This is a genomic window from Kribbella sp. NPDC056861 (assembly GCF_040687575.1).
GTDB lineage: Bacteria > Actinomycetota > Actinomycetes > Propionibacteriales > Kribbellaceae > Kribbella.
On record NZ_JBFBNQ010000005.1, the window covers coordinates 93,506 to 110,344 of the forward strand.

The 16,839-nt window shown below is 69.3% G+C and carries 7 protein-coding genes; 4 read left to right on the forward strand and 3 right to left on the reverse strand.

The window, feature by feature from the left end; all coding sequences use genetic code 11:
* Positions 1-36: 36 nt before the first annotated feature.
* Positions 37-2,670 (reverse strand): LuxR C-terminal-related transcriptional regulator, encoded by a 2,634-nt coding sequence (locus AB0P21_RS24905; protein WP_363699571.1) that lies wholly within the window; start codon positions 2,668-2,670, stop codon positions 37-39.
* Between the two features lie 188 nt (positions 2,671-2,858).
* On the opposite strand from AB0P21_RS24905, the gene AB0P21_RS24910 reads away from it, so the two are divergent.
* The 3 genes from AB0P21_RS24910 to AB0P21_RS24920 all read left to right on the forward strand — a co-directional run bounded on the left by AB0P21_RS24910 (position 2,859) and on the right by AB0P21_RS24920 (position 7,773).
* A complete protein-coding gene (locus AB0P21_RS24910; protein ID WP_363699573.1) occupies positions 2,859-5,450 on the forward strand; it encodes an AAA family ATPase in 2,592 nt (863 codons plus the stop codon).
* An 88-nt stretch (positions 5,451-5,538) separates the two neighbouring features.
* Positions 5,539-6,861 carry a discoidin domain-containing protein gene (locus AB0P21_RS24915; protein ID WP_363699574.1) on the forward strand — a complete coding sequence of 441 codons (1,323 nt, stop codon included), beginning with the start codon at positions 5,539-5,541 and terminating at the stop codon, positions 6,859-6,861.
* A gap of 3 nt (positions 6,862-6,864) precedes the next feature.
* Positions 6,865-7,773: a hypothetical protein gene (locus AB0P21_RS24920; protein ID WP_363699575.1), complete on the forward strand. Its 909-nt coding sequence runs from the start codon at positions 6,865-6,867 to the stop codon at positions 7,771-7,773.
* A 190-nt stretch (positions 7,774-7,963) separates the two neighbouring features.
* Here AB0P21_RS24920 and AB0P21_RS24925 read toward each other — a convergent pair whose 3' ends face one another.
* Positions 7,964-8,101, reverse strand: coding sequence for a hypothetical protein (locus AB0P21_RS24925; protein WP_363699576.1), 138 nt, complete (start codon positions 8,099-8,101; stop codon positions 7,964-7,966).
* Positions 8,102-8,404: 303 nt separating this feature from the next.
* A complete protein-coding gene (locus AB0P21_RS24930) occupies positions 8,405-9,544 on the reverse strand; it encodes a DUF3103 family protein (protein ID WP_363699577.1) in 1,140 nt (379 codons plus the stop codon).
* 364 nt (positions 9,545-9,908) lie between these two features.
* On the opposite strand from AB0P21_RS24930, the gene AB0P21_RS24935 reads away from it, so the two are divergent.
* Positions 9,909-16,829 (forward strand): SpvB/TcaC N-terminal domain-containing protein, encoded by a 6,921-nt coding sequence (locus tag AB0P21_RS24935; protein WP_363699578.1) that lies wholly within the window; start codon positions 9,909-9,911, stop codon positions 16,827-16,829.
* Positions 16,830-16,839 lie beyond the last annotated feature (10 nt).

Genomic DNA, 16,839 nt, shown 5'->3' on the forward strand with positions numbered 1-16,839 from the left:
CAAGCCGCATGAGTAAACCATGCCCAGCGCACCTGCCTAGACCGGGAGCTCCGGGTCAGGCAGGGCTGCGGCCAGCTCCCGCCGGCCCTGGACGCCGAGCTTGTCGTAAGACCGCTGCAGATGATTCGACACCGTCCGGGTACTGAGCCCGAGGACCGCCGCGATCGCGGCATTGTCCAGCCCCGCCGCCGCGTGCCGGCAGATCTCCAGCTCCCGCGCACTCAGCTGCCCAGGCTGAGCGAACGGCCGCAGCCACGGCGTACTCAGACCACGGCACCGCTCAGCAAGCCGAGCCGCACGATGAGCCAACTCGGTAGCCAACCGCCGCTGATCGGCCGCAGCCGCCAGCTCATGACCGGCAGCAGCCGCTTCAAGCGCCAACCCGTGGTAACCGAGCGACTCCAGCGTGGTCGCAACCTCCAGCAATTCGTTCGGATCCCGCTCAGCCAACGCCACCACGTGCGCGGCATAGATCCGGAACAGCTCACTGTCACACCGCGCAGCCAGCTCACGAACCCGTACTGCGCTGTCCCGATCCGGCTCGATCCGCGCCCACAGGTACGCGGTCTCGACAGCATTGGAGAACCGGTGATCCGCAACCTGCCGACTCAGCAACCGCTGCAGCAACTCGGTCAGATCCTCAGCCCCCGCGTACGCCGCCACGCGCACCTCACCCCAGGCCAGATGATCCCGCAGCCCGGAGTCAGCCGGGAACGCCGCCCGAGCCTCGACCAGCACCGACCGCCCCTCCTCGATCCGCCCGGTCGCAGCCAGGCAAGCGGCCTGCTCGCTCGCCAGATACGCCTGCATCGGGAACGGCGTCCGGGCACCGAGATGCCCTCGCGACTCCACCAGATGCGGCCAGGCCTCCCGATGATTGCCGGCCCACATCTCCACCACCGCCGCCTCGAACGCCAGCACGCCGATCTGAGCCGAGTCCCCGCGCCGGATCGCCTCGTCGTAGTACCGCCGCGCCGTCGACCGCGCATCTGCCAACCGCCCCGCCAGTCCGAGCGCATGCACGTGGCAGATCTCGGTGGCGCCCCGGATCGTGGCCCAGCCGTCCGGCGGACTGATCTTGCCATCGGCAACCTCTTCGACCAGCTGCACGGGTCGGCCGGTGAAAGTCAGCAGGTAGGCCCGTAGTACCAGGGCACAGCAGGCGATGACGGGGTCGGACGTCAGGTTCTCCGGCGCCATCCGCAGCAGCTCGGCCAGTTGCCGCTGGTCGGGCCGATGTCCTTCCTCAGCCTTGCTGAACAACAGGATGCCGAGCTGGGCAACGGCCTGCTCAGACAGGTCAGCACTGGTGTCGACCACAGCCTGCGCGGCCGCCGGCTCACCCAGCCCCCACAGCAGGTTCAGGGCCCGAAGAGGCGCCAGCTCCCGGCTCAACGTATCGTCGGTGAGCCCAGCCAGCAGCTCTTCCGCTTCCGCCGCCTTGCCCTGGGCAACCAACGCACGGATCAGCTCGGCCACGCCGTACCGCGGCCAGAGCTTCCGGACCAGATCCTCAGCGACCGCGGCATCGCTGCGGGCCAGGGCAAGCCGGGCGGCGTCGAGGATCTCCTCGGTCGTCAGCTCTTCTCCTGTCGCCAGCCGCCACTGCGCGATCAGCAAGCCGTCCGCGAAGTCGACACCGTTGACCCGGCGGCCACTGGCTTCCTTGGCGAGCCGGCCGAGGATCTGGGCCCGCTCCTCGATCGAGACCGCCGCCCGCGCCAGTTCGCCGTACAGGGGGTGTGCGGTGCTGGCCGCCAACGTGGCTCCGGCGGGCTGGACGCTGATCAGCCGGCGTTCTTCGAGGGCCTCGAGCGCGTTCAGGTCGGCCACCTGCTCAGCCAGGTCGAGGACCAGCGGCTCGGCGAGAGCGACCACGGTCATCGCGAACGCCTGATCGTCCGGAAGCTCAGCGAAGGCCTGCTGCACCGCCTGCCTGAGCAGCAGCTGGTCGTCAGGTGAGGAGGACCAGCGCCACAGCTCGTCCTCCCGCTGCAGCGCGCCGGACCGGGCGCTGATCTGCAGCAGGTGGCGCAGGTGCAGCGGGTTTCCCTGGGTGAGCTGCCACAGCTGCTCGGCACTCACCCCGTCCATCACGCCGGCGAGCACCTCGGTGACCAGTCCGGTGAACTCGGTCCGGTCCAGGCTGGGCAGTTCCAGGCGATGCACCAGCCCGCGCCGCTGGAAGGCCTTCACCGGCTCCGCGTCGCTGGCCTCGGACCGTGCGGTCAGCAGCACCTTCGCCCCGACTGTCGCGGTCAGGTGCTGGACCAACCCGACCGACGCGTCGTCCAGCTGGTGTACGTCGTCGATCCCGATCACGATCGCTCGTCCGCCCGCGGCGGCGCGCAGTTGCCGGATGACGGCCCCGATCACGCCGGCCGGCTGACGCTGCGGTGGCCGGTGCACGAGGAGCTGCGCGATGACGGAGTACGGGACGTGGCGCTGTTCCTCTCGGACCTGGGTCCTGACCACGTGCCACCCGGCGGCGGCGCAGTCCTCCAGGACGGCCTCGGCCAGAGCCGACTTCCCGACCCCGGCCGCGCCGGTCATCAGCACCCCACCGGCCGTACTCCGCAGCAGCTCCCCCGCGAGCTGCCGCTGGTCCGTCCGGCCGATCAGCGGCCACCGTGCCGTCAGCCGCCGCCTCAGCGCGTCACTCGCCTCCACCCGCTGGCCCCCTCTCGACCGGTTCTTGGCATGGTAAGACGCCTGGTTGCTGGTCCGCCTGCTCTTGAGTCACTCGGGACAGAACCGGCCGCCGATGAGTAACGGTTGCTCATGACAAGCATCCCGGCGCGTGGCACGCTGCCACCGGGCGGTCCGTGAGCCGGGCCGCGGCGTAGCTGGGAGACTTGATGCTCGACCTCGAAACCGTGACGCGAAGCGGTTCCGGCCGCCTGGTCGGCCGCGACTGCGACCTCGCCACGATCCGGTCGATCCTCCGCCCGGCCGATGCCCCGGCCGTCCTGCTGGTCGGCGAGGCGGGGATCGGCAAGACCTCCCTGCTGCGCGCGGTGGCCGAGGACTGCGAGGCGGCCGGGATGGCCCGACTGCACGCGGTCGGCCTGCCCGGAAACGTGGCTCTGCCGCTGGCCGCGATCGCCGACTTCCTCCCTGACTCGCTGCCGTCCGGGCCAGGCGGCGGCTTCGCTGCGCTGCGTGAGCACCTGACTGCCCAGGCCGCCCTGCGGCCGACCCTGATCTGCATCGACGACGTGGACCACATCGACCAGGCCTCGACCGAGTTGCTGGCTCTGCTCGCCTCCGTACCGCGAACCCGGATCCTGCTCACCACTCGTGCGGAGACGGCTCCCGCCGCGCTGACCGAGCGGATCACCCGTCGCCGAGGACTGCGGGTCCAACCGGTGGCCGCCCTGACTCGCTCGATGACGGCCGACCTGGCCGCGAGCGTGCTGGGCGGACCGCTGGACGGGATGAGCGCGGATCAGCTCTGGCGGCTCAGCAACGGCAATCCGCTGTTCGTGCGCCATCTGGTCGAGCTCGGGCTGCAGTCCGGCGTACTGGACGACAGCACCGGGATCTGGACCTGGCGCGATCCCCCGACCGCGCCTGCCGCGCTCCGCGACCTGGTCAGCGACGTGATCGGCGTACTGGAGCCGGCCGAGCGCTGCGCTCTCGGGTACGTCGCACACGGCGAGGTCGTCAGCGTCTCGCTGCTGTCCCGGCTGGTCGACCGCTCGACCATCGACTCGCTCCAGCTCCGGCTGCTCATCACCGTCGACAGTCGTGGCACGGTCCGCCTCGGCCACCCCCTGTACGGCGAGGTCGCGCGAGCCGCGAGTGGAGCGCTCAGGTCCCGGCGACTGCTCCGGGATCTCGCTGACGCGGCCGGTCAGGAGAACGACTCGGAACAGATGCTGCGGGTCACCACCTGGCGGCTTCGGTCGGGCCTGCAGGTCACGCGGGACGACCTGGAGCGAGCCGGAATCGAGGCGCTGGACCGGTCGGACCCGGTACTGGCCGAGCATCTGGCCCGGGCGGCAGCACCGGACGAGCCACTGACCGTGCTCTGCCAGGCCCTGGTCGCGCAGAACAAGGTGGAAGAGGTCGAGGCCGCGCTGCTGCGAGCCGAGCAGGCCGGTGCCAGTGTCGATCCCGGTCTGGGCGACTGGCGAGCGGCCCTGCGAGTACTCAACCTCTTCTGGGGCCTGCGTCGTCCCGAGGATGCGCGCGCGCTGCTGGCCGCCAGGGAGCATCCCGACGGCTCGAACTCCCCGGAGTTGCGGATCGCACGGCTGGCGCTCGCCGTCTTCGGCCCCGACCCGGAGCTCGACACCGACCTGCTTACCGGGGTGTCCCCGCCCTGCCCGGTGCTCACCGGCGTCGAGGGGACTCTGCATGCCTACGCACTCACCTTCGCCGGATATCCACAACAGGTTGCCGACGGGTTCCAGCGCGGCCAGGTCAGGATGCCTGGCTTGTGGCCGACCATGCACGGCGCGATGGCCGCCTGCCACCTGCACGCGCTGATGCTGTCCGGCGACCTGAAGAGCGCCCTGGTGCTTGGTGAGGACTACTACCTCGCCGCCATCGAGCGGGGTGATCGCTCCGACGTCGCCACCGTGTGTCTCGAGCTGGGCGTCACCGCCGCCTGGGCCGGCGATCGGCAGCAGGCGATGACCCGGCTCGGTGAGGCCCGCGCTCTCGCCGACGACCGGCTGCCCTTCCCGATCCAGGCCTACATCTTCGCGGAGTTCGCGGCCGCCGCTGCTGCGATCGGCGACTTCGCGAAGGCTGAGGCGGGGCTGGCCGAGGCCGTACTGCGGCTGCCGGCCGGCGCCGGTCTGCAGGACCACCTGGCGATGGCGAAGGTCCGCAAACTGGCTTGCAGCGGCAAGGTGGCCACCGCTGCCGCGCTGATCCCGCCGCTGGTCGAGCGCTACCTCGCCACCGGGCGGCGTACCAATGCTGTGGAGTGCTTGTACTACCTGGCCCGATTGAAGCCGTCCGCCGCGACCGCTGACCAATTGGCGGCAGCGATCCAAGGGGGCGACGGCGAGCTGTTCCCGTTGCTGGCGGCCCATGCCTCGGGGCTGGCCCGGCAGAACGCCGAAGTACTCGCGTCGGTGATGGCGGAGTTCGAGGCCCGTGGATTCATCGGCATGGCCCGGGAAGCGGCCGTGGTGGTGACGAAGCTGCGCACGGGCAGCCGGTATCAGGCCGCGGCACAGCGCCTTCTCGATTCCACGACCGGCGCACCGCCTTTGTGGGCCGTCCTGCCGCCTGCCGTGGACCTGTTGACGTGGCGTGAGCGGGAAGTCTGCGAGCTGGCTGCCAGTGGGCTGGAGAACACCGTGGTGGCCGAGAGGCTCGCAGTGTCGGTCCGTACCGTCGACAACCATTTGCACCGGGCGTACGAGAAGCTGCGGATCCGCGGCCGCCTGGAGCTGGCCGGCGCACTCGGGCTGCGCCTCCCGCACAGCTGATTCACGGGGATTGGGCATCGGCTGCTCACGCGGAAGCGGCCGGTCCGAACCCATGCTCTGAGGAGCCCCTCAGAACAGGAGATCCCCTATGCGCAGAACACTGTGGATCGCCACGGTCATCGCGGCCGTCGGCACGTGTCTCGTCACGACGACGGCGGATGCAGCGGTGCCGTCGGACGTCGTCCCCTCGATCCCCGGCTGCACCACTGCTCCGCCTATCGCCAATGCCACGGCCAGCACAGCAGAGGACGTCAATCCCGCGACCAATGCCGTCGACAACAACCTGTCGACCCGCTGGTCCGGGTACGGCGAGGGTGCCGCGCTGACCCTCGACCTGGGTGCCGCGCAGTCCCTGTGTGGCGTGAAAGTCGCTTGGTACAAGGGCGATCAGCGTTGGAACGACCACACCATCTACACCTCCACCGACGGTACGACGTACACGAAGGTCTGGGCGGGCCGCAGCTCCGGCGGCACCGCGGACTACGAGTCCTACCCGTTCGAGGCAGCGGTGTCCGCCCGCTACGTCCGGATCTCGTTCTGGCAGAGCGCCCAGGGTCTGTGGGGCAGCATCTCCGAGGCGCGGGCGCTGACAACGGACGGCACCGAACCGCCGCCGACCGGTCAGACCAAGGTGGTTGCGGCGGTCGGTGACATCGCGAACTCCTGCAGCGGCAGCTCCTGCCCGCAGGCGAAGACCGCCGCCCGGGTCAAGGCGATCGCTCCCGACAGCATCCTCACCCTCGGCGACCAGGCCAACGGCGCCTATTCGCAGTTCACCAGCTACTTCGCGCCGTCGTGGGGAGCGATGAAGGACAAGATCAAGCCGACCCCGGGCAACCACGAGTACGACGACTCTGCCGCGGCCGGCTACTTCCGGTACTTCGGCAACGCCGCCAAGCCGAACGGCACCAGCTGGTACAGCTTCGACCTCGGCGACTGGCACATCGTCTCGCTCAACTCCGAGGACCAGCGCCAGGCCAACAGCAGCCAGTTGCAGTGGCTGAAGAACGACCTCGCGGCCAACAGCAAGCGCTGCGTGCTGGCCTACTGGCACCGGCCCAAGTTCAGCTCCGGCTCCGGGCACGGCAACTTCCCCAACATGAAGCCCTTCTGGGACACCCTGTACGCCGCCCGCGCCGACCTGATCCTGAACGGGCACGACCACGACTACGAGCGGTTCGCCCCGCAGACCCCGGACGGTGTCGCGACGGCCTCGGGGCCGCGGCAGTTCGTCGTCGGCACCGGCGGCAGCGGTCTGCGCCCGTTCAACCCGAAGGTGAAGAACAGCGAGGTGCGGATCGCCCAGCAGTACGGCGTACTGCGGCTGGAGCTTGCCTCGGACAACTACTCGTGGAAGTTCCTGAACACCGCCGGTGAGACGCTCGACTCCGGCTCCGAGAGGTGTCGGTGACTCATGACGACTCTCAGCAGAAGAGGCCTGCTCGCTGCCGGCGCTGCCGTGGCGGTGAGCACGACCACGCACGCGACCGCTTCGGCAGCCACCGCTCCCCCGGCGGCGCCGTACTCGCGATCCCTTCCGCATCTCGTCGAGGCCGAGCAGTTGGTCGACTACCTCCGGATGGCCGACCCACTTGACCTCTCCCGCAACCAGTACAAAGTCCCTGCCGACTCCCGGCAGACAGTGTTGACCTGGGGCACACCGGGTCAACCGGCGTCGTACCGGGCGCTGGCGCAGTGCGGCAGCTTCGTCACCAGCACGCTGCTGCGCGGCTACGGTGCCGGTACGGCGTACGGGTGGGCGACGCCGGAGTACTTCCGGCAGAACTTCTTTCCGACCGAACCGGCCGGCTCCGGCAAGTGGGCGCCGACCGCGGAGGAGTTCCAGCGTGGCTTCCTGCGGGCAGCGCAGTTCCAGCATCTGACGCAGGTCACCAAGCCGGTCAATCTGAAGCCGGGTGACTTGGTCGCGATCGACTACGGCACCTCGTCCGGTGGAAACACCGGTCACGTGGTGATGATCCGCCAGGCCAAGGGGTTGTTCGCTCATGCGGCCGACAGCACGCTCGGTCAGCCGGTCGATCCGTATCTGTTCGAGATCATCGACTGCACGAGTGCCCCGCACGGCGACCCGAACGGCGGGAATCTGGCGAACTACGAGGCCTACCCGGACAGCCGGTTCCAGCCGACTCGGGATGCCGACGGCAACGTCGTCCAGGTGCAGAACGGGACGGGCGTCGGGTACGGGCACATGGTGTTCTACGGTGCGCGGAGCAGCGGGTTGTTCGCCGGGTACCGCTGGAGCGTGAACTCGTCGACGGCGTACCGGGTGCAGAGCAGGCCGTTGTCGGCGGCAAGGATCTGAGCAGCAAACACCGGGCGCCTGCTGTGGCAGGCGCCCGTTGGCATCGGTTGGCTCAGCTGACTCGGAGGAGCTTGGCGTTCACCGCCACACCTCGAGCATCTGGACCCGGACACCATCGCCGAGCCGAAGTGCTGCATCTCGGCCTCGGTCCAGCCCTGCCTGTCCTCGGCCGCCGCCGCGACGTAGCTGATCACGCCGTTCGCGTGGGCATGCTGTTGTCGATGTTGCCCTTGATCTCGAGCGCCTTCGCCCGCCACTGCGGGTCCGGGGTCTGCCGCGCGACCTCCAGCGCGATGAACGCCCAGTGCGCGGCCATGTGGGTGTTCACCCGGTAGACGTAGGCGTTGGTGCCACGCTTGGTCCACCTCCTGTCCCTTCACGTCCGAGCGCTGGGAGACCCAGCCGCGGAAGCCGCCCGGGCGCTTACCGGCGGTCGGCTGAGCTGGTCAGTCTGTTGCCCTCGGCTACCTTCCCGAGCGCGGGGTGGCGGGCTTGGATCGAACTGCGGACCGCGACAGGTCTTTCGGTCATGAAGTCTTTCCTCTGGTCGGACGGGGAACGAACAGCAGGCACATCGGGGGTGAGGGGCCGCCCGATGTGCCTGCCGGTCTGTTGGGTCAGAGACCGCTGATCAGAACGCGGGGACGTAGTACGGCGTGAGGCCCATCCAGCCGTTGCGCCGTGATCCCTGGCGTACCCCGTTGTCGTTCTTCGCCAGCGTGTACCAGGCGTCCACGAAGTCCGGGTCGTCGGTCCACCAGCTGTCCGGGATCGCGGCGATCACCGCGTCCACCAGCGGCTTGTAGGCGCCCTGGTCGGTGATCGTCAGCAGCGCGGTGGTGAGCGCCTGGGCGAGCGCCCGGTAGTTGGTGTCGCCGTCGTCCTCCATCATCACCGCGTCGGCCAGGTTGTACTTGTACGTCGACCAGTTCACCAAGATCTGGTTGGGCCGGTAGATCTTGCCGTCGGTGTCCAGGTACGGCATCGTCACCGTGTTCACCACCGGCTTGCCGTCCAGGCCGAAGCCGGTCACCAGGGTGAACATCTCCGCGTCGCCCTTGGTCCATGGCTCCTCGTCGTCGGAGACCCGGACCGCGGTGATCTTGGAGGTCCAGAAACCGCCTCCCAGCTGCGCCTGCTGGGCCTTCTTCGGAGCGGTCACCCCCTTCGCGGCCAGCTCCTGCTCGACCACCCGCAGCCCCACCTGCTGAGCCTTGGCGACATCGACGTCGACGACGTACACCGGATGCCGCGGCGCCACCATCGGGTCCAGCGGGTGCGCGACACCACGATTGTCGAAGGCAACCACCGAGCCGGCCTTCTCATTGCCGGAGGCAACCGCGATCCAGGGCATCGTCGCCCCGTCCAGCTGCCGGGCCATCTCCGGGGTACCGAGCCGCAGCCTGAGCAGCGAGCCGGCGTCACCGGGCAGGCCCTTCGCCTCCCGCAGCTTGCGGTCGGCATCCACCACCTCGGCCGCCAGTCGCCGGCCACCCGTCGCGGACGACCGGGACGCGAGCGCCTGCAGGTCACCCTCGCCCCCGACGACCGCAGTACGGAGCTGGGCCCGCCAGCTGCCGTCGTTGAGCGACATCGCCAACTCGCGGGCGATCTCCTGCTGGATCGCGCCGACCGCGGACCTCGGCGCGCTCTCCCGCTGCACACCGGTCCCCACGGCCTGGGCCGGAACACTCACCCCGACGCCTGCCAGCGCGACCACGCCGAGCAGTCCTCCGGCCAGTACGTCGCGCCGGAAACTCTTTCTCCTCAAGGGATCTCCTCATCTCGAGGGCGGACCGGAACCGGTCCGCCGCCTCACTGATCTGTCTCCCGAGAACCTTCGGGGCGGGCCTCGGGACCGAACAAGACCAGGTCCGGCTTTTCCCTGCCGGAGCAGCCGATTTGAGTACCGGCCACTCACGAACCCGTCGTCGTGGAAACCTCAGCGGCGGCCGCGGCGTACTGTCGAAATTGGTCTAGGCCAAATGGGCCGGCCAGGCGCCGCAGCACCTGAGCAACCGAGACCCAATCTCGTGTCCGCCTTCCGTTGGACCGGGTTCGGTTGTACCTTCTGTCGCTAGTAGGACAGGCCGCGCTTGGGGGATCTCGCTCGGCTGTTCAGGGGGAGGTCCGGGGTGGGCGGGAGCACGGACGCCATCGTGCTGCCCAGTGGCGGTGGCGCACTGGCGGGGATTGGCGAGACATTCGGGCCTGACCCGCACACGGGGACGGGCAACTTCACCGTGCCGATCGCACTGCCGCCGGGCCGCAGTGGCCTGCAGCCCCAGTTGCAGCTCGGGTACAGCACCGGGAGCGGGAACGGGCCGTTCGGGCTCGGGTGGGGCTTGTCGTTGCCAGGTGTCAGCCGCCGGACCGGCAAGGGCGTGCCCCGGTACGACGAGGAGCGCGACGTCTACCTGCTCTCCGGTGGTGAGGAGCTGGTCGCGGTCGAGAGCGACGGGCCGACCACGCAGTACCGGCCGCGCACGGAGGGTCTCTACGCGCGGATCACCCGGCGACGGGACGGCACGGACGACTACTGGCAGGTGGCGAGCAGGGACGGTCTGGTCAGCACCTACGGGTCGCCTAGCTCCTTCGGCGCCGACCCTGCTGTCCTGGCCGACCCGTTGGACCGTACCCGGGTGCTGGGCTGGCAACTCACCCGTACTGCGGACACCTTCGGCAGCCACATCGCCTACGACTACCTGCGCGACACGGGCGTCGACGGACCGCACACCTGGGACCAGCTCTACCCCCAGCGCATCCGGTACGTCGACTACGGCCCGGAGTACCTGGTCAGTGTGGGGTTCGAGTACGAGGAACGTCCGGACCCCTTCTCCGATCGCCGGGCCGGGTTCGAGGTACGCACCCGGCTGCGCTGCACTCGCATCGCGGTCAGCACGCTGGGCCGGCTCACCCGGAGCTACGAACTGCAGTACGACCAGCAGTCCGCGAACGGCGTCTCCCAGCTCACCGAAGTACTGATCACCGGGTACGACGACAGCGGCAACCAGGAGTCGATGCCTCCACTGAAGTTCGGCTACACGACCTTCCGGCCGGACGAGCGGGCGTTCACCCCGGTCACCGGTCCGGACCTGCCACCTGTGTCGCTGGCCGACCCGTCGCTCACCCTGGTCGATCTGGCCGGGAACGGCCTGCCGGATCTCGTCCAGCTCGACGGCGTCGCCCGGCACTGGCGCAACCTCGGCGACGGCCGGTTCGACGTACCGAAGTCGCTGCCGGAGGCACCTGCCGGGCTCCGGCTCGCCGACCCGCAGGTCGACTTCGTGGACGCCACCGGCGATGGGCGGCCTGACCTGATGGTCACCTCGGGCGCACTGTCCGGCTACTTCCCCATCCGGCCGGGGATCGGCTGGGACGAGCGGTCCTTCCGCAAGTTCCGGCAGGCGCCGAGCTTCGACCTGGCCGACCCCGAGGTCCGGCTGGTCGATCTCGACGGCGACGGCGTGACCGACGCGATCCGCTCGGGCGCGCGGCTCGAGTGCTTCTTCAACGACCCGGTTGAGGGCTGGAACAAGACCCGCTCGGTCAGGTCGGGGCCGACCTTCTCGTTCGCCGACCCGCGGGTGCACTGGGCCGATCTCACCGGTGACGGCCTGCAGGACGTCGCGCTGGTCCACGACGGCAACCTGGAGTACTGGCCCAACGTCGGGCTGGGCGACTGGGGTCCGCCGGTCTCCATGCGCAACGCGCCCAGGCTCCCGTCCGGCTACGACCCGGCGCGAGTGCTCGTCGGTGACGTCGACGGTGACGGCCTGGCCGACCTCGTCTACGTGGACGACGACACCGTCACGCTGTGGATCAACCAGAGCGGCAACGCCTGGAGCGATCCGATCACCGTCCGGGCACGGGCCGGTACTCCGGACCGCAGCTACCGCGGCACTCCCCCGCTGGCGGGCGGCGATCTCCGGCTGGTCGATCTGCTCGGCAGCGGCACCAGCGGAGTCCTGTGGAGCCGTAGCGGTCGTACGGCGAACATGTACTTCCTGGACCTGACCGGTGGCGCCAAGCCGTACCTGCTGGAGCAGGTCGACAACTCCGCCGGCAGCGTCACCACGATCGAGTACGCGCCCTCCACCCGGTACTTCGTCGAGGACGACCAGCACCACCTGACTCGCTGGCGAACCGCGTTGCCGTTCCCGGTACTGGTGGTGGCCGGATCGGTCGTGCGGGACGAGTTCTCGGGCGGGAGCGTGCACACGTCGTACCGGTATCGGCACGGACACTGGGACGGCGCCGAGCGGGAGTTCCGCGGCTTCGCGATGGTCGAACAGCGTGACGCGGAGGCGCTGAACGGCACCGCCTCTCCCCCGACGCTGACCCGCACCTGGTTTCACCCGGGACCTGTCGGTGACGAGTTCGGCGGCTGGGATGCTCCTGACTTCGCGGACACCTACTGGCCCGGCGACCCGTCCCTGCTCGAGCCGACCGTGCTGCCGCCGCAGGTGCGTGACCCTGCCGGTCGGCGGATCCGCCGCGACGCCCTCCGCGCGCTCCGCGGCCGAGTACTGCGTACTGAGGTCTACGCCGAGGACAGCAGCCCACGAGCCGACCGGCCCTACACAGTCTCCGAAACCCGTTACGCCGTTGAGCAACTGACCGACCGGGTGTTCTATCCGCACAGCGTCGCGCAGCGCAGTACCAACTGGGAGCGCGGCGACGACCCGATGACCAACTTCTCGGTCAGCTCCTTCCTGGCCGACGACGGCAACTTCGACCCCTTCGGCCGCCCACACGCCAGTACTGCGATCGCCTGTCCGCGCGGGTGGCGCACGATGACCGACCGGCCGGAAGCGGAGTACCTGGTCAACCGCAGCCGCACCGAGTACGCAGTACCGGCTGGTGGTTATCTGCATGACCGGGTGAGCGCCAGTACGGCGTACAGCATGAGCGGTACTGCGGGCCTGACTGTGGCCGAGGTGCTGGCCGGTGGACCGCAGCTGAAGGTCGACAGTCACACCGTTACCTACTACGACGGCGAGGCGTTCGAGGGGTTGCCGCAGGGGCAAGTGGGCGAGCACGGCCTCCCGATGCGGACCAAGGCGCTCGCACTGACCGACGAGATCATCACCGAGGCCTACGGCGGCGCACCGCCCTGTCTCACGGGCGTCTGGACCGATGACTACCCGGCCGAGTTCCGCACGCTGCTGTCGCCGAACGCGGGCTACCACCGCGAGCCCGATGGTTGGTACACCATCACCAGCCAGCGGTACGACGAGCGCGGCCTGATCGTGGAGAGCCGCCAGCCCCTGTGGCATGCGGCCGACCCGCAGGCCCATCGAGCCACCAGCGAGTACGACGAGTACGGCCTGCTCGTACTACGCAACACCGACGCCGCCGGCCTGACCACAGTCGTCGAGCCCGACTACCGGGTCTTCCTACCCCGCACAGTGCTGGACCCCAACGGCACCGAGAGCCGTTTCACCTTCAGTCCGCTGGGCTTCCTCACCACCAGCTCGGTCAGCGGCCAGAGCCCGACCGAGGGCGATGCGGCGGCTCCCACGCTGGTGATGACCTACGACTTCACACCTCCGATCAGCGTGCGCACCGTACGCCGGATCCACCACGACACCGCAGTGGAGATCCCCACCGACCAACGGGACGCGACCATCACCACGGTCGAGTACTCCGACGGCTTCGGCCGGCTGCTCCAGACCCGCACCCAGGGCGACGACGTACGGTTCGACGAGGTCGGCGGCGACCTGGTGGGCCACCGGGCGAATGCGAACGTCGTCGTCAACGGTCTGACGGTCTACGACAACAAGGGCCGCGCAGTAGAGGTCTACGAGCCCTTCTTCAGCACTGGCTGGGAGTACAGCCCGCCGTCGGCCTCCGGTGAGAAGGTGACGACCACCTACGATCCGCTGGGCCGGGTCACCTGCACCGAACTGGCCGACGGCTCGCAGGAGCGGACAGTTCCCGGAGTACCCGAGCTGGCGGATCCACTGCAGTACGAGCCGACGCCCTGGGTCGCCTACACCTACGACGCGAACGACAACGCAGGCCGCACTCATCCGGTGACCTCCCAGAGCTACCGGCACCATCACGGCACCCCTGGCAGCGTGCTGGTCGATGCGCTCGGTCGCGGCATCGAGATGGTCGCGCGGACCAGGGACACTCCCGGCGATCCGATCCAGGAGCAGGTCACGAAGACCCGGTACGACAGCAAGGGCCAGGTACTAGAGGTCACGGACCCCCTGGGCCGCTCTGCGGTGACCAGTGTCTACGACCTGGCCGGGCGAGCCCTTAGGGTGAGGGAGCTGGACTCGGGTACTCGCGTCACCGTGCACGACGCCGGTGGCTCACCCGTTGAGCACCGCGATGCGCGGGGAGCCCTGACGCTGCAGGGCTACGACGGACTCGGCCGGGCCATCCGCACCTGGGCGCGCGAGCGGGCGGACCAGGAAGTGACTCTGGTCGAGCGGACCGAGTACGGCGACGGTGGACGCCCGGACCAGCCTCCTGGTGAGCGTGCGGCGCAGCGGGCCGCCTACAGGCTCGGACGGCCTTACCGGCAATGGGACGGCGCTGGGCTGGTCACGATCGAGCGCTACGACTACGCGGGTCGGGTGACGGCCAAGGCCCGCCGGATGGTCTCCGACGCCGCACTACTCGCTCCGGCGCCGTTCCGCGCCGACTGGACCGCAGCCGCCGACGCTGTGCTGGAGGCCACCGGTTTCGCGACAGACCTCCAGTACGACGCTCTCGGTCGCACCACTCGCATGACCTTGCCGCAGGACGTCACTGGCGACCGGCAAGCCTTGTACCTCAGCTACTCCCCGGCCGGCCTGCTCACTGCGGTGGCCGGGCCGGACCAGACCTATGTCGAGCGGATCGCGTACGACGCCAAGGGCCAACGCCTGTTGATTGTCCATGGCAACCAAACGATCACCCGCTACTCCTACGACCCGCAGACCCGGCACCTGGCCAGGCTGCGCACGCAGCGGGTCGCAGTACCGGGTGAGCTGGTGTATCGGCCGACCGGGCCGGCCCTGCAAGACCTGGCCCACCAGTACGACGTGTCCGGCAACGTGCTGCGGATCAGTGATCGCACCCCGGGCTGCGGCATCCCCGGTACGCCGCTGGGCCCCGACGCGTTGGACCGGGTCTTCGAGTACGACCCGCTCTACCGCCTGCGGTCTGCCACCGGGCGCGAGTGCGCAGTACCGGCTGCTACCGACCACGACGTCGTACCGCGGTGCACGGACGTGACGCAGACCCGGGCTTACCAGGAGACTTACGAGTACGACCTGCTGGGCGGGCTGACCGAGCTCAAGCATCTTGCCGGCGGCTCCGGCAGCACCCGCAACTTCACCGCAATCGACGCTGCCAACCGGCTGGCCATGACAACCACAGGCGGCGGCAGCAGCGTCCCCTACACCTACGACGCCAACGGCAACGTCCTGTCCGAGGGCGAGTCCCGGTTCTTCGAGTGGGACCACGCCGACCGCCTCCGCGGCTACCGCACTCAAGCAGGTGCCGGTCCGGCGTCCGTCACCGCGCAGTACTTGTACGACAGCGGTGGGGCGCGGGTGAAGAAGCTGGTGCAGTCAGGCGGCCGCACCACGGTCACCCTGTACGTCGGGAACGGGTTCGAGCGCTGCAGGCGCAGTGGGGTCGGCGGCGACCTCACCAACGACACAGTGACCGTGCAGGACGGCCGGAACCGGATAGCGACGGTCAGGACCGGGCAGGCCTTCCCAGGGGATGCCACTCCCCCGGTGCAGTACCTGCTGAGCGACCACCTGGGCAGCAACTCCGTAGTACTGGACGCTGCTGGTGGAGAGATCAGCCGGGAGGAGTACACGCCGTACGGGCAGACCTCATTCGGCGGCCAGGCCTTCAAGCGCTATCGCTACGGCGGCAAGGAGCGTGACGAGGAGAGCGGCCTCAACTACCACGGTGCCCGGTACTACGCGCCGTGGCTCGGGCGCTGGGTGAGTCCGGACCCGTCCGGGCCGGCCGATGGTCTCCACCTGTACCGGTTCGCGGCCAGTAGCCCGATGCGGATGGGAGACCCGTCAGGGCTGCAGAGCTGTGACTCGTCGGGCTGCCAGGGCACAGCGACCGCTACCAATGTCGAGGAGTCCGGCACCGGCTCGAGTGGCGGGACGGTCGAGGCCACACCCGCCCCACCGCCCGCCGAGCCTCCCTCGGTCGATGTGAAGTCGCTGCCGGACGCGCCGCCGATGACAGAGGCCGAGAAGTACGCGGCGCAGCAGAAGGCCGCGTTCGAGAAGTCGAAGGCAGACCAGGGCGGGATCGCCCAGGGCTTCAAGAGTGTGCTCCGCGCGCTGCTGCCACCGGCGAAGTCGATGATGTCCCCGGCGCCGCGGCTGCAGGGCATGCCACCCGGGATGAGCCAACTGAGTGCCCCGGGCGGGCAGGACGACATCGCGACCGCGGGCGGCGAGGTCGGTATGCAGATCGCCGAGAAGGGCGTGATGGCAGCCTCGGCGGCCGGTGACGTCGGGCTGCTCGGCGTCAACATCGCGGTCAGCGGCGCGAACGTCGCGGCGAAGGCGGTCACCGAGAAGGCGGCCGAGGCGGCGGTGGAGAAGGCCGTCGTGACCGAGGCGCCGCAGGCCGCACCCGCGCTCGTCACCCGGGCGGCCGAGATCCACGCGATGCTGGCCAAGCACTTCAGTCCGCGGGCAGCGCAGAAGATCGCTGTCGCGGTCGGCGAGGGCGAGGGACTGACCGTCGTCACGGTGAACAACCGCGCCGCCTACAACCTGATCGTCAACAAGACGGTCAACCTGGCCGAGCACGAGGTGCTCGGGATCGCGCCGTACAAGCGCTACAACTTCCTCCGCAGCTACTGGGGCTTCCAGAACCTGCACGCCGAGGAACTGCTGGTCAAGTCGTTCCAGCTGGTCGAGGTGCACGGCGGCCAGATGGCCACCAGCCTGCCCGGCTGCTGGCGGTGCCAGTCGATCCTGAACGCCCTGAACGGGATGTTCCGGCACTACTGGACGCACCTGAACCCGAAGGCCGGTGAGGTCCTGCGCGGCCAGCCGGGCTTCAGAAAATGACGAGGGAGCC